This window comes from Rhodococcus kronopolitis (assembly GCF_042654025.1).
In the GTDB taxonomy this organism is placed as follows: domain Bacteria; phylum Actinomycetota; class Actinomycetes; order Mycobacteriales; family Mycobacteriaceae; genus Rhodococcus_G; species Rhodococcus_G kronopolitis.
Genome location: NZ_JBHSFO010000015.1, coordinates 115,946 through 136,108 on the forward strand (window position 1 = coordinate 115,946; position 20,163 = coordinate 136,108).

The 20,163-nt window shown below is 70.1% G+C and carries 15 protein-coding genes; 9 read left to right on the forward strand and 6 right to left on the reverse strand.

Annotated features, from left to right (window positions below):
* Window positions 1-7 precede the first annotated feature (7 nt).
* The 4 genes from ACFO6S_RS20060 to ACFO6S_RS20075 are packed head-to-tail and all read right to left on the reverse strand — an operon-like array spanning window position 8 to window position 3,358.
* Window positions 8-922: an SDR family NAD(P)-dependent oxidoreductase gene (locus ACFO6S_RS20060; RefSeq protein ID WP_378419741.1), complete on the reverse strand. Its 915-nt coding sequence runs from the start codon at window positions 920-922 to the stop codon at window positions 8-10.
* Window positions 919-1,734 carry an enoyl-CoA hydratase/isomerase family protein gene (locus ACFO6S_RS20065; protein WP_378419742.1) on the reverse strand — a complete coding sequence of 272 codons (816 nt, stop codon included), beginning with the start codon at window positions 1,732-1,734 and terminating at the stop codon, window positions 919-921. The genes ACFO6S_RS20060 and ACFO6S_RS20065 overlap by 4 nt, the downstream gene beginning before the upstream one ends.
* The gene (locus ACFO6S_RS20070; protein ID WP_378419743.1) at window positions 1,731-2,744 is read right to left on the reverse strand and encodes a TIGR03617 family F420-dependent LLM class oxidoreductase; all 1,014 of its coding nucleotides are present in this window, start codon (window positions 2,742-2,744) and stop codon (window positions 1,731-1,733) included. The genes ACFO6S_RS20065 and ACFO6S_RS20070 overlap by 4 nt, the downstream gene beginning before the upstream one ends.
* Window positions 2,741-3,358 (reverse strand): TetR/AcrR family transcriptional regulator, encoded by a 618-nt coding sequence (locus ACFO6S_RS20075; RefSeq protein WP_378419744.1) that lies wholly within the window; start codon window positions 3,356-3,358, stop codon window positions 2,741-2,743. The genes ACFO6S_RS20070 and ACFO6S_RS20075 overlap by 4 nt, the downstream gene beginning before the upstream one ends.
* 96 nt (window positions 3,359-3,454) lie before the next feature.
* Here ACFO6S_RS20075 and ACFO6S_RS20080 point away from each other — a divergent pair, with 96 nt between their 5' ends.
* The 3 genes from ACFO6S_RS20080 to ACFO6S_RS20090 are packed head-to-tail and all read left to right on the forward strand — an operon-like array spanning window position 3,455 to window position 6,932.
* On the forward strand, window positions 3,455-4,936 hold the full coding sequence (locus ACFO6S_RS20080) for an aldehyde dehydrogenase family protein (protein ID WP_378419745.1): 1,482 nt from the start codon (window positions 3,455-3,457) through the stop codon (window positions 4,934-4,936).
* Window positions 4,937-4,992: 56 nt separating this feature from the next.
* Window positions 4,993-6,129, forward strand: coding sequence for a thiolase family protein (locus ACFO6S_RS20085; protein WP_378419746.1), 1,137 nt, complete (start codon window positions 4,993-4,995; stop codon window positions 6,127-6,129).
* Between the two features lie 38 nt (window positions 6,130-6,167).
* Window positions 6,168-6,932, forward strand: coding sequence for an SDR family NAD(P)-dependent oxidoreductase (locus ACFO6S_RS20090; protein WP_378419747.1), 765 nt, complete (start codon window positions 6,168-6,170; stop codon window positions 6,930-6,932).
* A gap of 95 nt (window positions 6,933-7,027) precedes the next feature.
* Here ACFO6S_RS20090 and ACFO6S_RS20095 read toward each other — a convergent pair whose 3' ends face one another.
* Window positions 7,028-8,020 (reverse strand): poly(ethylene terephthalate) hydrolase family protein, encoded by a 993-nt coding sequence (locus ACFO6S_RS20095; protein ID WP_378419748.1) that lies wholly within the window; start codon window positions 8,018-8,020, stop codon window positions 7,028-7,030.
* 131 nt (window positions 8,021-8,151) lie between these two features.
* Between ACFO6S_RS20095 and ACFO6S_RS20100 the strand changes: the two genes are divergently transcribed.
* From ACFO6S_RS20100 to ACFO6S_RS20115, 4 genes are all read left to right on the forward strand, one after another.
* Window positions 8,152-8,796, forward strand: coding sequence for a TetR/AcrR family transcriptional regulator (locus ACFO6S_RS20100; RefSeq protein ID WP_378419749.1), 645 nt, complete (start codon window positions 8,152-8,154; stop codon window positions 8,794-8,796).
* A 241-nt stretch (window positions 8,797-9,037) separates the two neighbouring features.
* Entirely contained in the window at window positions 9,038-11,479 is a 2,442-nt protein-coding gene (locus ACFO6S_RS20105; protein WP_378419750.1) for a beta-glucosidase, read from the forward strand.
* A gap of 314 nt (window positions 11,480-11,793) precedes the next feature.
* Window positions 11,794-14,424 carry a winged helix-turn-helix domain-containing protein gene (locus ACFO6S_RS20110; RefSeq protein ID WP_378419751.1) on the forward strand — a complete coding sequence of 877 codons (2,631 nt, stop codon included), beginning with the start codon at window positions 11,794-11,796 and terminating at the stop codon, window positions 14,422-14,424.
* A 130-nt stretch (window positions 14,425-14,554) separates the two neighbouring features.
* The gene (locus ACFO6S_RS20115; protein ID WP_378419752.1) at window positions 14,555-14,779 is read left to right on the forward strand and encodes a hypothetical protein; all 225 of its coding nucleotides are present in this window, start codon (window positions 14,555-14,557) and stop codon (window positions 14,777-14,779) included.
* A gap of 89 nt (window positions 14,780-14,868) precedes the next feature.
* On the opposite strand, the gene ACFO6S_RS20120 is transcribed toward ACFO6S_RS20115, so the two are convergent.
* Entirely contained in the window at window positions 14,869-15,672 is an 804-nt protein-coding gene (locus ACFO6S_RS20120; RefSeq protein ID WP_378419753.1) for a pentapeptide repeat-containing protein, read from the reverse strand.
* Between the two features lie 399 nt (window positions 15,673-16,071).
* Here ACFO6S_RS20120 and leuA point away from each other — a divergent pair, with 399 nt between their 5' ends.
* Both leuA and ACFO6S_RS20130 read left to right on the forward strand, forming a co-directional pair.
* Window positions 16,072-17,880, forward strand: coding sequence for a 2-isopropylmalate synthase (gene leuA, locus ACFO6S_RS20125; RefSeq protein ID WP_378419754.1), 1,809 nt, complete (start codon window positions 16,072-16,074; stop codon window positions 17,878-17,880).
* Window positions 17,881-17,998: 118 nt separating this feature from the next.
* The gene (locus ACFO6S_RS20130; protein ID WP_378419755.1) at window positions 17,999-20,125 is read left to right on the forward strand and encodes an oxidoreductase; all 2,127 of its coding nucleotides are present in this window, start codon (window positions 17,999-18,001) and stop codon (window positions 20,123-20,125) included.
* Window positions 20,126-20,163: the final 38 nt, after the last annotated feature.

The window sequence follows — 20,163 nt, forward strand, 5'->3', positions numbered from 1 at the left end:
AAAGCTCCTAGGAGGTCAGTCGGACCGACAGGGACCACAGTTCCCCTGCGGTCGTGAGGTCGGTGGCGTGGCCGTCGGCCGCGCCTACCGCGCAGTCTGCGAGGTAGGCACCGCCGGCGGTGTCGAGCTCGGGAGCGGTTCCGCCCCACACCGAGGTCGCCGCGGCGGCGGGAACGGACTTGAGGTTGCTCAGCGCGTTCTCGGAGCCCTCCGACATCCGCCGCATCTGCGCCATGTCCTCGCGCGACATGTGACGGGCGAGGCCGGTGGCGCACACACCCGGATGCACCGCGAACGCGTGCACGCCCTGCTCGCCGAACCGCCGCTGCAGCTCGACGGTCATCAGGACGTTCGCGGCCTTCGACTGGCCGTACGCGACGAACTTGTCGTAGGCGCGGCTCTCGAAGTTCGGGTCGACGAGGTCCACGGGATGCGCCCGGTGCGCATCCGAGGACAGGGTGACCACCCGCGCGGGGCGACCGGAGCGATCGGCTGCGGCCGTCAAGGCCGGCAGCAGCGCCGTGGTGAGCGCGAAGTGGCCGAGGTGATTGGTGCCGAACTGCAGCTCGAATCCGTCCCGGGTGCGTTGCAGCGGCGGGTACATCACCCCGGCGTTGTTGATCAGGACGTCCACCGGCAGTCGCCGGGCTGACAGCCGAACAACCAGGGCGCGAATGCTTTCCAGGTTCGCGAGGTCGACTCCGAACACCTCCGGCTCGACTCCGGGGTGCGCTTCGCGGATCCGGGCCGCCACGGTGTCGGCGGCGACCGCGTCGCGTGCGGTGAGGACGACGTGGGCGCCCGCACCGGCGAGCGCCCGGGCTGTCTCGCTGCCCAGGCCGCTCGTCACCCCGGTCACGAGCACGGTCCGACCGCGCAGGTCCACTCCGTCGAGGACGTCCCCGGTGGTGCGCGCGGTCATCGCGGGTCGATCTCCTGCCAGTCGGTGGACAGCCGCGAATCCCATTGGGGGGCACGGCGCTCCGTGAACGCTCGAACACCCTCGGCGGCGTCCGGCTTACCCATCACCCTCAGGTGCAGCTCCGTCTCGAGCTCAGCCACCCGTTCCGGCCCGTACCCGCGCCGGACGGTCTGCCACAGCAGCCTCTTCGACAGCGCGGCCGACATCGGTGCCACGTTCACCGCGATGTCGTGAGCGATGCCCATTGCGGTGGGCAGCACCTCGTCCGCCGGCAGATGCCTGCTCGCCAGGCCCAGCCGGACCGCCTCGGCGCCGTCGAAGGTGCGACCCGTCAGCAGGATGTCCGCTGCTGCCGCCATGCCGGCGATGTGCGGAACGGTCCAGTGCGACATGGCATCCGGGATCACCCCCCGTCGGACCTGCGGAATGGAGTACTTGGCGTCGGTGGCGAAGATCCGGATGTCGGCCTGCATCGCGAGCGTCAGGCCGATGCCGATCGCGTGCCCGTTCACCGCGGCGACGACGGGCTTGCGCAGGTCGAAGGCGGGCGGGTTGACGGGCGAGGCCGTGAACGTGTCGCTTTCCGGCGCGGCGAAGGTGCCGTCGCCGCCGGTCATGTCGGCGCCCGCGCAGAACGCCGGCGAGGCGCCGGTGAGGACGATCGCCCGTACGTCGTCGTCGTCGTCGAGCGCCCGGTACGCCTCCCCCAGTGCCCGGCCCATGTCCTTGGTGAACGCGTTGCGCCGCTCCGGTCGGTCGAGGGTCAGCACCGCGACCCCCTGCCCCACTTCGACGGACAGCCCGCAGGTCACGACGCCGCCTTGACGGCCGAAATCATCTCGGCAACATGGAGATCTGAGACTGGGTAGCCAGGGAAGTAGCAGCACACCCGGTCCGCGTGGTCGCCGAAGCGCGCGACGATCTGCGCCGCGCACTGCTCGGGCGTGCCGTGCACGGCGAGGACGGCGAGCATGTCGTCGTCGATCAGTTCCGTCATCGCGGCGAACTCGCCGCGCTTGGACAACGCGTTGAGCTCCGGCTGTACGTCCGCCCAACCCTCCACCTCGAGGACCGGGCGGTACGCCGGGGTGGAACCGTAGAACCCGAGCAGGCCCCGCACACCCCGGGCGGCCGCGGCGAGTTCCTCCGGTGTGCGGCCCACACCCACGATCACCTGGGGGTACACCGCGAGGTCCGAACGCGACCGTCCGCCGCGCTCGAGGCCCTCCTCGATCGCCGGGACGGTCCGCTCACGGAAGTGCCGGACGCTGTTGAACGGCATGACGAGCAGCCCGTCCGCGACCTCGGCCGCGACCCTCGTCATCAGCGGGCCCAGCGCGCCGAGGCAGATCTCCGGCGGACCGTAGGGATTGGGACCGGGATTGAAGGTGGGCGGCATCAGGGTGTGCGTACTGAACTCGCCCTGGAACTTCAGCGGCGCCTGGCCCTCCCAGGCCGCGAAGATCGCCTTGATCGCCAGCACCATCTCGCGCATCCGGGCCGCGGGCCTGGACCACTCTGCGCCGTAGCGCTTCTCGATGTGCGGCCGGATCTGCGAGCCGAGTCCCAGCCGGAACCGCCCGCGGCTCAGGGTCTGCAGGTCGTAGGCGGTGTGCGCCAGGTGCAGGGGGCTCCGCGGCAGTGCAATGGCCACGTTCGTCATCAGGTCCGCCGAGGTCACGGCCGACGCCGCGACGAGCGGAACGAACACGTCGTGGGCACCCTCGAACGTGAACAGACCGTCCGCACCCAGTTCGACGAGTTCACGCGCCCGCGCGGCCGCGTCCTCGGGTCGGCCGTTCAACTGCACGTCGACCTTCACCGCGGTACCGCCTTGGTGTTCGCCGCCTCGTCCGCGTGTGCGGCCAGGACGTACAGGGCGCCGGCGAGCGACTCGACGAAGCTCGCCTCGCCCTCCGCACCCCGGGTGATGCCACGCATCGTCGTGGCACCGGAGAGCAGGTCGAACAGGAACATCGCATCTGCTCCGGCGGCGATCTCCCCCCGAGCGACGGCGCGGTCCAGCAGCTCCCGGAACGCCTGGCGCACCGGCCCCCCGATGGCGAGCAGGCGCTGACGCGCCTCCACGGACTGGGAATCGGCGAGCAGGCCCGGCACCCCGGCGCGCGCGGCGGGACGCGCGGCCCGCACCAGGAAGACCCGCACCCACGTCGCGAGGTCGGCGCGCAGGTCCCCGGATTCCTCCGGCAACGGATGCCCGCCCGTGCCGTGCACGGCCTCCTCGATCAGCGCCTCGCGGGTCGGCCACCGCCGGTAGATGGCCGGCGTGTTCACCTCGGCCATCCGGGCGATGGCGGCGACCGTCGTCTGCTGGTACCCGACCTTCGCCAACAGTCGACGGGTGGCGACCAGCACCGCCTGGTCCTTGCTCAGGTCACGCGGACGCCCTGCGCGGGCCGATGTCTCAGGCTTCACCATTACATATTAACCCGTTACATTAGTCGGCACCGACGCTTCGCATGAATACGGCCCGAGACCGACGCAGGACGGTGGACACACCGAGGAGGCACGATGAACGACGACCTTGCGGACATGGTCCCGCCCGCACGTCGGAACGGACGCTCGTCGAGGAAGCCCGTCGACATCCCCTGTGCAGGCACCGGCGCGGGCGCCACGCAGTCCGGACGAACGCGCCCGCTCCCGCGGCCCGACCCGTGGCAGGCGAGCTCGGCCCTGAGGTGTGTCAACCCCGCGACCCTCGAGCAGCTCGGGACAGTCGCGGTCACCACCGCCGATCAGCTCGACGACCTGCTCACCCGAGCACACCACGCGTTCGCCGGCTGGCGCGTCGACCGCGAGGTGCGGCGGCGTTACCTCACCGACTGCGCCCGCGAGCTCCTGCGCGCCGTCGACACCCTCGCGCCCCTGCTGACGATGGAACAGGGCAAGCCGCTCCGCGAATCCGAGGACGAGATTCGACTCGCCGCCGAGTGCCTGGCCGATGCCGCCGCCACCGCCTGGGAAGACGACGCCCTCGCCCACCGCTACGACGGACGCACCGCCGTGGTCGAGCACCGGCCGTTCGGGGTCGTCGCCGTCCTCGTCCCCTGGGATCTGCCGATCCTCCGCATGGCCGTCACGGTCGGCCCGGCCCTCGCCGCCGGCAACGCGGTCGTCGTCGAGCCGCCGGCCTCCGTAGCGCTCTCGGTCACGCGGACCGTCGAACTCCTGGGCTCTGCGCTCCCGCCCGGGGTCCTCGACGTCTCGGTCGGCACCCGCAGGGCAAGCAGTGCACTGGTTGCCCACCCGAAGGTCCGCCTCGTGTCCTACGCCGGATCCCGCCGCGGCGCGACGCGGATCGCCGGCCAGGCGGCTCGGCACCTCACACCGGCGACCCTGACCACGGCCTCCGGCTCGGCCGCCCTGCTGCTGTGCGACGCACCCGCCGACGAGGCGGCAATCACACTGGCCCGGAGCGCCTTTGCCAACGCTGGACAGACACTCGACGCTCCCAAGAGCGCCTACGTCCCTGCCCATCTGGTCGGCGACTTCTGCGACACCTTCGTGGACACCATCCGAACACTGACCGTCGGCGACGGCATGACCCCGGCCACCACGGTCGGTCCACTGCACAGCGCCCGGCAACTGACCCGCACCGAGGATCTTCTCCGCCATGCCATTGCCTCCGGCGCCGCGCTCGTCACAGGCGGCGGCCGCGGCACCAACCTGCCCGGACACTTTCTGGAGCCAACCCTGTTGCGGGACAGGGACGGTTTGCTCGAGCCCGAGACCGTGAGCAGCGGACCGGCATTCACCGTCATCGGATACCACGACTTCGACCAGGCACTCGACCGCATCAACAGCACCTTCCCAGTCCCCAACACCTCGGTGTGGGGTTCCGACCTCGACCGGGCCGCCAAGGTCGCCGAGCGCATCGACGCCGGTTCCGTCTCGGTCGGACGAAGCGAAACACTCTGTACAGCATGGCCGTTCGACGGTGGCGTCGACTGTGCGGTCGAGCAGTTCCTGCGTCAACGCGTCATCACTCACTGAACCCGGGCCTACGCCCCTTCCCACTCCAGCACCCAACCACCACAGGAGGAACCACAATGCACGACGCCGTCATCGTCGACGCCGTTCGAACACCCATCGGGAAGCGTGGCGGATCCCTTTCCGAGCTGCACCCGGCCGACCTGTCGGCCCACGTTCTCGCGGCCCTCACCGGACGCGTCGGCATCGACCCCGCCGAGATCGAGGACGTCATCTGGGGCTGCGTCGTCCAAGCCGGTGAGCAGGCAGGCAACATCGCCCGCACCGCCGCGCTGGCCGCCGGCTGGCCCGAGTCCGTCCCGGGCACCACCGTCAACCGCGCCTGCGGCTCGAGTCAACAGGCGCTGAGCTTCGCCGCCGCATCGGTGATCGCCGGACACGCGGAATTCGTCGTCGCCGGTGGAGTCGAGTCCATGAGCCGGGTGCCTATGGGCAGCGCGGCCATGGAGGGCAGATCGGCCACCCCGCCGAGCGTGCAGACACGCTACGGCGTGGAGGGCTTCAGCCAGGGCCTGGGCGCCGAGATGATGGCCGAGCGCTGGAATCTCGACCGCCGTACCCTCGACGAGTACGCGCTTCGCTCACACGAGCTCACCGCCCAGGCCATCGACACGGGCGCCTTCGACTCGCAGCTCGCACCGGTCGAGGGCCGCCTGGCCGTCGACGAGGGACTGCGCCGCGGCGGCTCGATCGACAAGCTCGCGACGCTGAAGGCACCGTTCAAGGAAGACGGGGTCATTCACGCGGGCAACGCATCCCAGATCTCCGACGGTGCCGCGGCGCTGCTGGTCACCACCGGCAGGATCGCCGCCGACCGGGGCCTGTCCCCCATCGCCCGCATCCACACCGTCGCGGTCACCGGCGACGACCCGGTAATGATGCTCAGCGGCCCCATCTCCGCCACCGCGAAGGCACTGTCCCGTTCGGGTCTGTCCATCGAGGACATCGGCGCGTTCGAGGTCAACGAGGCATTCGCCCCCGTGCCGCTCGCCTGGCTGGCCGAGACCGGTGCCGACGTCAAGCGCCTCAACCCGCTCGGCGGCGCCATCGCCGTCGGGCACCCGCTCGGCGGGTCGGGCGCGATCCTCATGACCCGGCTCGTACACCACATGCGCGCCAACGGAATCCGATACGGCCTGCAGACCATGTGCGAGGCCGGCGGCATGGCCAACGCCACGATCGTCGAACTCCTCTGACCGCGGCCACCCCGACGACACCGAAGGACTCTCACATCATGGAACTCAAGGGACTATCCGTCGCCGTCACCGGCGGCGCCTCCGGACTCGGGAACGCCACCGCACGGCGGCTGATCGACGGCGGCGCCTCTGTGACCCTCATCGACCTGCCGAGCTCCGACGGCAACACCGCCGCACGGGATCTCGGACCGAATGCACAGTTCGCACCGGCCGACATCACCGACACCGACCAGTTCGCCGCCGCGCTCGACGCGGCCACCGAGGCGGGCGAATTCCGCGGTCTCGTTCACTGCGCGGGCAGCGGCCGCGGCATGCGGATCCTCGACAAGCATGGCAACGCCGGCTCGCTCGAAGATTTCGAGCACGTCATCAAGCTCAACCTGGTCGGTTCGTTCAATGCACTGCGCCTCGGCGCCGAGCGCATCGCGAAGACGGACGAGGTCGACGGCGAGCGCGGGGCGATCGTGATGACCGCCTCCGTCGCGGCCTTCGAGGGGCAGATCGGCCAGATCAACTACACCGCGTCCAAGGCCGGGATCGTCGGCATGACCTTGACCGCCGCCCGCGACCTGGCAACCCGCCGCATCCGGGTGTGCACCATCGCGCCGGGCATCATGGACACCCCTCTGCTCTCCGGGATGCCAGATGTAATGCGCGCGGGCCTCGAGTCCTCGGTGCCCAACCCCTCGCGGCTGGGGCGAGCGGACGAGTTCGGCCAGCTCGCCGTGTCGATCCTGGAGAACCGCTACCTCAACGGCGAGACCATCCGGCTCGACGGGGGAATCCGCATGGCGCCCCGCTGACCTACGCAACAAGACACGCGATCGGTTCCTGCCGTTGGCAGGAACCGATCGCGTGGAAGGTATTCGGGTGGCGCCTGTCTCCTGCGCCGCCGGGATCAGCCGGTGATGTTGCTGGCCTGGTTGCTCCAGGCGGTCTGACTGAAGAGCTCGCCGGCGCCGGAGACGAATGCGCTGTGTGCGTACGCGTCGCCCCGCAGCTTGTCCATGTTCCAGGCGGTGAGGGTGCCGAGGAACCCCTGCACGCCGCTGACGCAACCCGGGTCGTTCGGCGGGCAGCCGGGCTGGCCCTGAATGTCGTTGTGGTTCGGGCCGTTCAGCGTGGCCGTCGCCTTCTGCACCGTGTCGGGGGTGGCGCCGTAGTAGCCCTGCGCGGACTGGGGACCGATCTGCTCCCACGGAAGCGGCTGCGTGGACAACGAGATGGGGCTTCCGGAACCGTTGACGTACAGGACGGAGCCGGTGGTGAGCTTCTGGGGGTCCGCGCACACGGTCATCGCCGCGTCCGGCTTCGGCAGGTTGAGCGTGCACATGTACTGGCCGGGGAGCTCGATGGGGACGGCGGTCTTGACGACGCCGCCCGAGGTGATGGCCGCGTTGAGGGTGCCGACCGCGCCCTGGGAGTGACCCATTGCGCCGACGTTGTCGGTGTCCAGCGTCTGGTAGAACACGCTCGACGGGTCGTCGTTCTGACCCTTGAGGAAGTCCACCGCCTGCAGCATCTCCTGTCCCGAGCCCGTGTTGGTGTTGTCGGGTGCGATCACCACGAAACCCCAGGACGCCAGGTGCGAGAGCAGGTAGTCGTACTGGAAGGGGTGCGCCCAGGTGCCGTCACCCCAGGTGATGATCGGGTGCTGCTCGCCGTTCGCGCCGATGTCGGTGGGGTACCAGACATCGAACTTGTGGCCGGACGAGTCGCAGCAGCCGAACCCCAGCTGCTTGGTCACCTCGAAGGGCCCCCGCTCGGAGTACGTGGCCTCGACGGACTTCGCCGGCGCGGCGCCCGGCGCGGGTGCACCGGCCTGCGCCGTGGCCCCGGACCCCAGCAGAGCCAGGGTTGCGGCGGCGAGGAGCACTACACCTCTACTCAAGCGACTGTTCATACGCCCGAGACTAACGATTGCACCTAACAGGCCTTAGGTCTTGTTATTCAATCGTTACGATGTTCGGAATGCCGCAGGTCGCCGCACCGGATCATCCCCGTCGTCGCTAGGCTCGCCCCGTGACTGAGCGACAGCGGGGCGGACGAGCAGCCAAGGCGGAAGCCAGGCGCGAGGCCATCCTCGACGCCGCGATGGCCGAGATTGCGGAGCGCGGGTACCGCGCCACCACGCTCGCCGCGGTGGCCGCACGCGTCGGCCTGACGCAACCGGGCATTCTGCACTACTTCCCCAGCAAGAAGCACCTGCTGATCGGCGTGCTGGAGGCCCGCGACCAGTGGGACACCGCGGCGGTTCTGGCTAGGTCGACCGACGTCCGACTGGCCCACCTCGAACAGGTCGTGGAGTTCAATGCCGAACGCCCGGGCATCGTCCAGACGTACACCGCACTGGCCGCGGAGAGTGCGACCGGACAACATCCGGCTCGCGAGTTCTTCACCGAGCGGTACGCCGCGGCCCGCGAGACGTTCACCGCATTCCTGCACAAGGAGTTTGGCGACCGGATGCCCGGCGGACTCACGCCCGAGCAGGCTGCACCGCTGCTGATCGCCGCGATCGACGGCATTCAGATCCAGTGGCTGCTGGCCCCGGACGAGGTGGACATGCCCGCCGCCTTCCGAAACCTCGTCGCCCTACTCACGGCCGGCGCCCCAGCCGAGGATCCGGCGGGCTCACGCTCACCGCACCCGCCCACCCCCGATGCTTAGATAACGTTTCAATAACGACACCTAGTGGACATTAGGTAAACGGTAGCCTGGGTATCACCTGTCCGGCGGGGCCCGCGCCCGCGGCGCCGTGATCGAGGCTGGCCGCGCGCTGATCCCGGGTCGAGGGTCCCCGCTCGACTAGCCTTCGCAAAACCCCAGCGCATCCTGGGTTCCGCTTCGGACACGGCCGCTCCGGCCGGAAGCCCAGGGCAATACCCGCCCGATGACGAAGGAGTTCACGATGGAAGACGAAGCGACTCACAAGGCCGTCGAATCGGCACTCGCCAAGCTGGATCTGGAGGCGAAGGCGCGACTGCTCCAGGGACAGGACATCTGGACGCTGCCGCCGCTCCCCGAGATCGGCCTCGGCTCCCTCGTGATGTCCGACGGCCCGGTCGGTGTGCGCGGGGCCAGTTGGGGTCCGGAGGACCCGTCCGTCCTGCTGCCCTCCCCGACCGCGATGGCCGCGTCCTGGGACCCCGAACTGATCGCCCGGGCGGGAACGCTGCTCGCGCAGGAGGCCCGCCGCAAGGGCGTGCACCTGCTGCTCGCCCCCACCGTGAACATGCACCGCACCCCCGTCGGCGGCAGGCACTTCGAGGCGTACTCCGAGGACCCGCTGCTCACCGGCGCGATCGGCTCCGGATTCGTCCGCGGCGTGCAGTCCGGCGGCGTCGGCGCCACCGTCAAGCACTTCGTGGCCAACGACGCCGAGACCGACCGCATGTTCGTCGACAACATCGTCTCCCCCGAGGCCCTGCGCGAGATCTACCTCGCGCCGTTCGAGGCGATCGTCCGCGACGCCGGCCCGTGGGCCGTCATGTCCGCGTACAACAGCGTCAACGGCACCACGATGAGCGAGCACGCCGAGCTGCTGCGCGGCGTGCTCCGCGACGAGTGGGGCTTCGACGGCATCGTGGTCTCCGACTGGATGGGCACCCGTTCGACGGTGGGCGCGATCCTCGGCGGCCTCGACGTCGCGATGCCCGGCCCCGTGTCCGTCTACGGCGAGCTCCTGGTCAAGGCGGTCCGGGACGGTGAGGTCGACGAGTCCGTCGTCGACGACGCCGTCCGCCACGTCCTGCTGCTCGCCGCGCGCGTCGGCCTGCTCGAGGGCGCCCCGGCCGCGGTCGCCGAGGTCCCCGCCGCGGTCGACGGCCGCGAGATCGCGCGCGAGGTCGCCCGCCGCTCCTTCGTGCTCGCCCGCAATGCCGAGGTCGACGGCGATCCGGTCCTGCCGATCGACCCCGCCGGGACCTCCGTCGCGCTGATCGGCCTGGCCGCGCGCGAGGCCCGGGTGCTCGGCGGCGGCTCCGCCATGGTCTTCCCCGAGACCGTCGTCTCCCCACTCGACGGGCTGACGGCCGCGCTGCCCGAGGGGGCGCTGAGCTACCACGTCGGCACGGTGCTGAGCGAGGAGATGGGCGTCGCCGACCGCGGGTTCGACCTGCGCGCCCGCTGCCTCACCGCCGACGGCTCACTGCAGCGCGAGCTCCCGCTTGCGGACGGCAACATCATGTGGATGGGCGACCTCCCCGAAGGCATCGACTACCCGACGCTGCAGACCGTCGAAATCCTCGGCACCTACACGCCGGAGCTGTCCGGCCCGCACCGCTTCGGCACCAAGGGCATCGGCCGGTTCACCCTGGCCGTCGACGGAGAGACCGTGTTCGAGGGCGAGCAGGCGCTGGAGAGCTTCGACCCGTTCGAGATGTTCTTCGGCTCGCCGAAGGACCGTGCCGTCGTCGAGCTCGAGGCGGGGCGCACCGTCGAGATCTCGCTGCGGTACGACCCGATGAAGATGGAGGGCTCCCCCATCGCCGTCGTCAGCTTCGCCCTGGGACACCTCGAGCCGCAGCGCGACCCCGAGGAGCTGATGGCCGAGGCCGAGGCCGCCGCGGCCCGCGCCGACGTGGCCGTCGTCGTCGTGGCGACCACCGACAAGGTGGAGTCCGAGGGCTTCGACCGCACCACGCTCGCACTGCCCGGGCGTCAGGACGAGCTGGTCTCCCGCGTCGTCGCCGCCAACCCGCGCACGGTGGTGGTCGTCAACTCCGGTGCCCCCGTGGAGATGCCGTGGCGCGACGAGGTCGCCGCGGTACTGCTGAGCTGGTTCCCCGGCCAGGAGGCCGGCTCGGCGCTGGCCGAGGTGCTCACCGGCGCGGCCGAGCCCGGCGGCCGGCTGCCGACCACCTGGCCCGCGACGCTCACTGACTGCCCGGTCACCGAGGTCACCCCCGTCGACGGCAAGCTCGTCTACAGCGAGGACCTGTTCGTCGGCTATCGCGCCTGGGACCGGTCCGGCGTCGCGCCCGCCTACGCGTTCGGGCACGGACTCGGCTACACCACCTGGGAGTACGAGGGCGTCGAGTGGGACGGCGAGACCGTCACGGTCCGGGTCCGCAACACCGGATCGCGGTCGGGACGCGAGGTCGTGCAGGTCTACCTCGCCCCGGTCGACGGCGACCCGGCCCGGCCCGCCCGCGCGCTGGCCGGCTTCGCGAGCGTCGAGGCGGCTGCCGGCGAAACCGTCACGGCGACCGTCACCTTGCCGCAGCGTTCCTTCGAGGTCTGGGACGAGGCAAGCCGGAAGTGGGCCTTCCGGCCCGGCGCGTACGACCTGACGGTCGGCGGCTCGTCCGCAAATTGCCAGCTAACACGGCGTATCACGGCGACCGACTGACTGTTGCGCTGACGCAGCTTGACACGAACGCACGCCGGCCCACCGCATTAGGCGGTGGGTCGGCGTGTTTTCGTAGGTGTTTAGGAGCTCTCACGATCCGGATACCGCCTCGAACGCCGTCCGAACGGATCCGGGCCTGCCGCTGCAATCGCCGACGACACTCCGTGGACGACCGGATAACGCGCGCAAAACCGTGACCAGGATTACGCTCGCCCGTAACTGGCCCCGATGCGGATACGCCGCATTGGGGCGCGTTGGTGCACAGGAACAGGCGCCGGAACCGGCACCGGCATTGCGTACGCGAGGAGGCCAGATTGTCCGTCACGAGCTGGGATACCCGTCGACTGCGTACCTGCCCACCGTCGTACGCCGCTCCGGTCATTCGCCGTCAGCGACTGCTCGATTCACTCTCCGACCTGACCCTCCAGACCGAACGATCCACCGGTGCGGTCGTATTGCTCAGCGCACCAGTCGGTTCCGGCAAGACCATGCTGCTCTCCGACTGGGCGGCCGAGCTCGCGTGCCGTTCCGACAGCCCGGCCGTCGCCTGGCTCACCGTCGACGAGACGGACAACGACCCGATCGCCCTCCGGGCGTCAATGCATGTCGCACTGGAGAACTCGAGCGACGCCGCACTGGCCGACGCCGTCCGCCCGCTGCCACCCGTCACCGACGACCGCTATGCCGACGAGCTGTCGCGGATGCTCGGCACCCGCAACAACCCGGTCGTGATGGTGCTCGACGACGCGCACCTGCTGCACGAACCCGCGGCCATCGACACCGTGAACGAGATCCTCCGGTGGGCGCCTGCATCACTGCGCACCGTCGTTGCCGGACGATTCGAGCCGCCGTTGGCCGTACACCGGATGCGACTCGACGGCCGGGTGCACGACTTCGCGCCCGACGACCTGGCGTTCACCACCGAGGAGACCGCAACCCTGCTGGACGAGCACGAAGTACGCCTGGACACTTCCGAGCTCGCGATGATCCACGACCGCACCGAGGGCTGGGCCGCCGGACTGCGGCTCGCCGCGATCTCCCTGGCCCGGCACTCCGATCCCGCCTCGATGATCGCAGACTTCAACGGGGACAACAGAATTGTTGCCGACTACCTGGTCAACGAGGTGCTGGACGGCCTTCCCGAGCGGGTGTGCCGGTTTGTCGTGGAGACCTCGATTCCCGACCAGTTCACGGCCGAACTCGCCGAGGACCTGACCGGCAACATCGACTCCAGGACCGTTCTGGACTCCCTCGAACGCAGCAACTTCCTCCTCGAACGAGTCGCCGGATCCCCGGGCTGGTACCGGTACCACCCCCTGCTGCGCGAGTACCTGCGCGCCGAGGTCGGTCGGCTCGGGCAGCGCGCGGTCGCCGACCTCGAGCAGACCTCCGCGCTCTGGTTCGGCCGCGCCGGCGACTACCTGCCTGCCCTGGAACACGCCCTGCACACCGGCGACGACGATGCGCTGCTGGCCCTGCTCGACGAGCGTGGCCTGCACCTGGTCCTCACCGGACACGGCGAGGCCGTCATCGGCGTGCTCGACCGCGCCTCCCTCGTCGTACGCTCCGCGCCTGCCGTCCGGCTGCTGCGCGCCGCGGCCGAACTCGCCCGCGGAAACGACGCCGCCGCCACCTCCCACCTCGGCACGGCCGACGGTCGGACCACCGACCACACCGACCTGACCGTCCTCGAGGACACCCTGCGACTGCAGCTGGCCGTCCGGACCGGCGGCATCTCCGAGGCGCTCGAGACATTGCAGTCCGCACCCGTCGGCGCGACCGGCAACCCCGAACTCGACGCCTTCTCCCGGATCCAGCAGGGCCTGGCCGAGCTGCACCTCGGCCGAACCGGGGCTGCCGACCGCCACCTCGCGGACGCGTTGGCAGACGCACGTTCGGCCGACCTGCCCGCAGTCGTCCTGCAGGCGCTCGTCGCGCAGGCAACGGTCGCGGCCGACCGGTGCCGGATCACCCGCATGTCCGAGCTGGCCGGGCAGGCGATGGCGTTCGGCCGTGCCCACGACCTGACCGGCGCCGCGGCGTTCCATGTTGCCCAGCTGCTGGCCGCGTGGGGGCACTACCTGCGGGTCGAGGAGGAGCCGATGCGGCGACTCGCAGGCGAATCCATCCCCGCGCTGGCCGCAGGCACCGACCCGACCACGATGCGGATCGCCGCCTGCCTGGCCGCGCTGTTCGACTTCGAGTCCGCCGACGACCCGCACGCCCTGGCCCGGGTGCTCCGCGAGCACACGGCGCCGGATCCCGACCGGCCGCGCCCGCCCTACGTGACCGCGCTGCTGGTGCCGTCCGTCCAGCGCGCCTTCCTGCGCGTCGGCGAAGTCGGCTGGGCCACCCGGCTTGCGGAGGTCACCGCGCACGAGCTCGGGGACGTCGGCGAGCTGGCGGTACTCGGCGCGTCCGCGGCACTGCACCACCGGCGTGCCGACGCGGCCCAGCGGGAACTCGCTCCGGTCCTGAGCGGCGACCTCGAATGCACGGCGGTCACCACGCTGGTCCGGGCCTGGCTGATCGCCGCCTGCCTCGCCGACGACCGCAACGACCCGATCGGCGCCAGGGCCGCGCTCCTCGAGGCCCTCACCATCGCCGAACCCGACGGCCTGCTGCGGCCCTTCCGCGACGCAGGCGAACAGGTACGCACCCTGCTCGAGCGCCACCACGGACGCTTCGGCGTGCTCGACGGCTTCGCCGCTGCCGCGCGGTCGGCCATTCCGCAGGCCGTCGGCCCGCGGTCCGGCCTGCTCACCCCGCGCGAGATGGAACTGCTCCGTGAGTTGCCGTCCTGGCGGACCGCCGACCAGATCGCGGCGGACCTGTTCGTGTCGGTGAACACCGTCAAGACCCACCTCCGTGGCGTCTACCGGAAACTTGACGTGCGCACGCGCCGGGACGCCATCACCGCGGCCCGGGCCCTCGGCCTGCTCTGAGGGGCCGGGCAGCGCAGTCTCACCATCCGAGGGTGAGGCGCCCCACACCTGCCGGCGGCGACACTGGGGAGGTGCCGGATTCTTCGGCACGACCGACCCAACAGTGACCACCCGAAGGGGGGATGCGTCGGTGACACACCCTCAACCTTCGCGGGTCCGGTACGAGTTCCTGCTCCGGGGCGAACTCTCCGAACGCGTGCTGGCAGCCTTTCCCGAACTCGATGTGGCCCCGACGCCGCACGCGTACACGACGCTCTACGGACCGATCGACGGCGACACCCGACTGCGCGGCATGCTGGCGCGATTCGATGCGCTGGGCATCACCGTCGTCGAGATGCGTCGGCTACCCGACTGAACTCGGGCACCAGGTCCGGATACAACTGTGCGCGGTCGACCATCCCGCTGAGGGGTGGTCGACCGCGCACAGTCGAAGACTACTGCCGCCTATCCGATCGAGCTGGCACCACCGGTGGGGGCACCACCGGTTGTGGCCCCACCGGTTGTGGCCCCACCGGTGCCACCACCGGTGGGGGGGAGCAGGTCCTGCTGGGCGAAGGTGGAGGAACCGACAAAGGACAGATCGATCAGCGCGGGCGTCTTGGCCGGCGGGAGGGCCCCACCGCCGCCGATGATGCCGATGGTGTCCATACCGATGAACGAGGAGCCGATCAACGAACGCCCGTCCAGCACAGAGTCGAGGCTGCCGTCACCCTGACCAGCCTTGGTGATCGCGCCGGTCAGGTCCGCATCACTGGCGTCCTTGAGGTTGGCGCCGATCAGGCTCGCCCCGGTGAAGGTGGCACCCTTGAGGTTCGCACCGCCCAAGTCTGCCTTGTCGAGGACGGCGTCCGTACCGTTGGCATTGCTGAGGTTCGCACCCGTCAGATTCACCCCGGAGGCGAGCGCCGAGTTGAGGTTCACGCCGGTCAGGTTCGCGCCGGAGAGGTTCGACTTCTCCAGCGTCGCACCGCTCAGGTTCGCACCGGCCAGGTTCGCGAACGACAGGTCGAGGTCACCGAGCGCGGCACCGGCCAGGTTGGCCTTGGCGCAGTCGGTGAACTTCTCTGCCGTCGGCTTGGCGACGATCTCGCAGCCGTTGATCACGGCCGCACCCGCGGTGGGCGCCAGCGCCGCAATTCCGGCGAACGCGACTCCGGTACCGGCGAGCACTGCGGCGCAGCGGCGCGCGAGGCTGCCCCGGCCCGAAACTCGTCGAGAACCGACCGCGACCCGGGCAGGGTCATTCACGAAAGCCGACATACACATCTCACTTCCCAGAAACCGAAACTCAAGGGGGACTCCCAATCCGGGGAAATCCCAATCCAACGGCCACACAGTAGCCAACCTGTAACCCTCATAGTCAGGTTTTGGAAAACAAGCGTCCAGGTTCACGTTCCGGCCGGTCCTGCGCCCCGCGAAACCGGTCGGCACCGTGGGTTTCGAGCCGGCGCCCGGACCTGCCGACCGTCACCGCTTCCGTGGGGGAGAACGCGTAGCGCGCCGGTGGCGAGTAGACTCCCCCTCATGCAGCGGGCGCTCCTTCTTCACCGCCGCGACGGGGTCTGATCCAGACTGGCTTCCCGTCGCGGGGTTCAGTCGCGCCGGTCGACCCATGGACCACCCGTCCCCTCATTTCGGAGAATCGTCATGTCACCCGCCGACGCCTTTACCTCTGGATCGCGCATCATCACGCCGCCGTCCAAGCCCGCTCCTGCCGACCAGCCATCCTGGAACCCGCAGAAGAACTCCTCGATGCCCAGCTACCGGTACCGGCCGTTCGCCGACGAGGTCGAGCCTGTCACCCTCCCCGACCGCACCTGGCCGGACAAGGTCATCGACCGCGCCCCGATGTGGTGCGCGGTGGACCTGCGTGACGGCAACCAGGCCCTGATCGATCCGATGAGCCCGGCCCGCAAGCGCCGCATGTTCGACCTGCTGGTCCGGATGGGCTACAAGGAGATCGAGGTCGGGTTCCCGTCCGCGAGCCAGACCGACTTCGACTTCGTCCGCGAGATCATCGAGGACGGCGCCATCCCCGACGACGTCACCATCCAGGTGCTGACGCAGTCGCGGCCCGAGCTGATCACCCGGACCTTCGAGGCCTGCGCGGGCGCGCACAACGTCATCGTGCACTTCTACAACTCCACCTCGATCCTGCAGCGCCGGGTGGTCTTCCGCGCAGACAAGGACGCGATCAAGAAGATCGCCACCGACGCGGCGAGCCTGGTACTCGAGGAGTCCAAGAAGTACCCGGACACCAACTGGCGCTGGGAGTACTCCCCCGAGTCCTACACCGGCACCGAACTCTCCTACGCCAAGGAGGTCTGCGACGCCGTGACCGAGACCCTCGGCGCGACCCCGCAGAACCCGGTGATCCTGAACCTGCCGGCCACCGTCGAGATGGCGACGCCGAACGTCTACGCCGACTCCATCGAGTGGATGCACCGCAACCTGGCGCGCCGCGACTCCGTCATCCTGTCGCTGCACCCGCACAACGACCGCGGCACCGGTGTCGCGGCCGCCGAGCTGGGCTACCAGGCGGGCGCGGACCGCATCGAGGGCTGCCTGTTCGGCAACGGCGAGCGCACCGGCAACGTCTGCCTGGTCACGCTCGGCCTGAACATGTTCACCCGCGGCGTCGACCCGCAGATCAACTTCTCCAACATCGACGAGATCCGTCGCACCGTCGAGTACTGCAACCAGCTGCCCGTCGCCGAGCGTCACCCGTACGGCGGCGACCTGGTCTACACCGCGTTCTCCGGCAGCCACCAGGACGCGATCAACAAGGGCCTCGACGACATGAAGGTCACCGCCGAGGCGCAGAACGCGGACGTCGACGACATCGTGTGGCAGGTGCCGTACCTGCCCATCGACCCGAAGGACGTCGGTCGCAGCTACGAGGCCGTGATCCGGGTGAACTCGCAGTCCGGCAAGGGCGGCGTCGCGTACATCATGAAGGCGGACCACGGCCTGGCCCTGCCGCGGCGGCTGCAGATGGAGTTCTCGCAGTCGGTGCAGAAGCTGACCGACGGCGAGGGTGGCGAGGTCTCGCCCAAGGAGATGTGGGACGTCTTCCACGAGGAGTACCTGGCCCCGGTCACCCCGCTGGAGCGGATGCGGCAGAAGGTGACCGCATCCGAGGAGGACGGCGGCATCGACAGCGTCGACGCGGTGGTCAAGGTCGACGGCAAGGAGCAGGAGATCTCCGGCTCCGGCAACGGCCCGCTCGCCGCGTTCGTCGACGCGCTCGGCAGCATCGGCTTCGACGTCCGCGTGCTCGACTACTCCGAGCACGCCATGTCCGCTGGTGACGACGCCCAGGCCGCCGCCTACGTGGAGGCCGCGGTCACCACGAAGGACGGCGAAAGCAAGGTCGTGTGGGGCGTCGGCATCGCCACCTCGATCAGCACCGCGTCGCTGCGGGCGGTCGTCTCGGCGGTCAACCGCGCGCACTGAGCCAGGCGCAGGGAGGGGCCGCACCCATCGGGGTGCGGCCCCTTCGTCGTCTCCGCGCCGGTCTCACTGATCGGAAACGAGCACCACCCCGGCGCCCGTTTCGCATTGACTACCGATCGTGACGACCCGTAACCAGACGTACCCCCACCTGCTCGCGCCCGGCACCATCGGGCCCATGACGCTGAGCAACAGGGTCGTCCTCCCCGCGATGGACATGAACCTCTGCGTTGACGGCGAGATCCATCAGACCGACATCGACCACTTCGTCGCCCGCGCCGCCGGCGGCACCGGGCTGATCATCACCGGTTGCTGCGCGGTCGCCTACCCGATCGGCAGCACCAGCCTGAAGGAGCCGGGCCTGTCCGAGGACCGGTTCATCCCGGGCATCCGGGCGCTGGCCGACGCCGTCCACGAGGCGGGCAGCAAGCTGTGCGTGCAGATGACACACCACGGCAAGGTCGCGCGGATCGACACCCTCGAGGGTCGGTCCATGCTGGTGCCGTCTCCCCCGAAGGCGCCGGGCGACATGAGCGCGTTGGCCGACAACACCCCGGCCGAACTGCAGAAGATGGCCGCCATCCAGGGCGGCAAGAAGGCCAGCTACCGCGAGGCCACCACCGACGACCTCGCGTGGATCGTCCGGATGTTCGCCGAGGCCGCCGGCCGCGTGAAGGCCGCCGGCGGCGACGCGGTCGAGATCCACTGCGCCCACAACTACGTCCTCGGCGGCTTCCTGAGCCGCTACACGAACCAGCGCACCGACGAGTACGGCGGATCGCTGGCGAACCGGGCGCGGTTGACCTGCGAGGTGGTCCGCGCGGTCAAGGACGAGGTCGGCGACGACCTGGCCGTGATCGTCCGACTCGCCGGGCAGGAGTACGGCGAGTCCGACGGCCTGACCGTCGACGAGGCGGCCGGGGCTGCCGCCCTGTTCGAGCAGGCAGGCGCGGACGCCATCCACGTCACCGGTACCGCACTGAACGCGTTCGCGAACTTCACCGACGGCCCGCTGCCCGACAAGGTCGGCTACTACACCGACAACGCCACGGTCATCAAGCGCGCGGTGTCGATCCCGGTGATCACCGTCGGCCGCATGCTTCCCGAGGTCGGCGAGACGATGATCGCCGAGGGGCGGACGGACTTCGTCGCGATGGGACGGCAGTTGCTGGCCGATCCCGGGCTGGTCGGCAAGCTCGTGGCCGGGCGCGCCGACCAGGTCCGGCCCTGCATCAACTGCTACGTGTGCGTCCAGGAGAACTTCTGGGACGACACGCCGATCTGCGCGGTCAACCCCGCGCTGGGCAACGAGACCCTGCTGCCCTTCCCCGGCGTCCCGAGCCGAAAGCACGTCGTCGTCGTCGGCGCCGGACCCGGCGGCCTCGAGACGGCCCGGGTGGCCGCCGAGCGCGGCCACCGGGTGACGGTGCTCGACAAGACCGATCGCCTCGGCGGCACGCTGTGGTTCTCGTCCCTGACCACCCCCGACAACGGTCGGCTGCTCGACTGGCTCACCGTCGAGGTCGAGCGCCTCGGCATCGAGGTCCGCCTGAAGACGACCGCCACCGCCGAGTCGATCCGGGCGTTGTCCCCGGACGTGGTCGTGGTGGCCACCGGCGCGATCCGCGAGCGGCCGGGCATCCCGGGCGGCGACCTGCCGCACGTGCACACCGGCGACACCCTCCGGAACCTGATGACCGGATCCGGCGACGTCTCGGACCAGACGCTGTTCCTCCGGACCATGGGCAAGCTGGGCGCGCTCACCGGCATCACGAAGAGCCCCACCCTGATCCGCAACCTGAGCCGCCGGTTCCTGAAGTTCCTGCCGATGAGCAAGAACGTCGTGGTCATCGGCGGATCGCTCGTCGGCCTCGAACTGGCGGAGTTCCTGGCGGAGCGGGGCAGCCGGGTCACCCTGCTCGAGGAGGGCCAGCAGCTGGGCGTGCCGATGGCGATGCCGCGTCGCTGGACCGCCGTCAAGCACGCCACCGCGATGGGTGTGACCATCCACCGGCACGCCACCGCACAGCGCATCACGCCCAAGACCGTCGAGTTCACCGTCGGCGGCAAGACCATGTCCGTGGCGGCCAGCATGGTCGTGGTCGCGTCCGGCGTGTCCGCCGCGGCGCCGCTGGCCGACGCGTTGGCGGCCGCCGGAGTCGACGTGCGGGTCGTCGGCGACGCCGGGCAGGTCGACTACATCGAGGGCGCCATGCACACGGCATGGAAGGTCGCCGCGGAGATCTGACCCTCGACGAGCGCGAGGGACTGCCGGAGCGGGTGCCG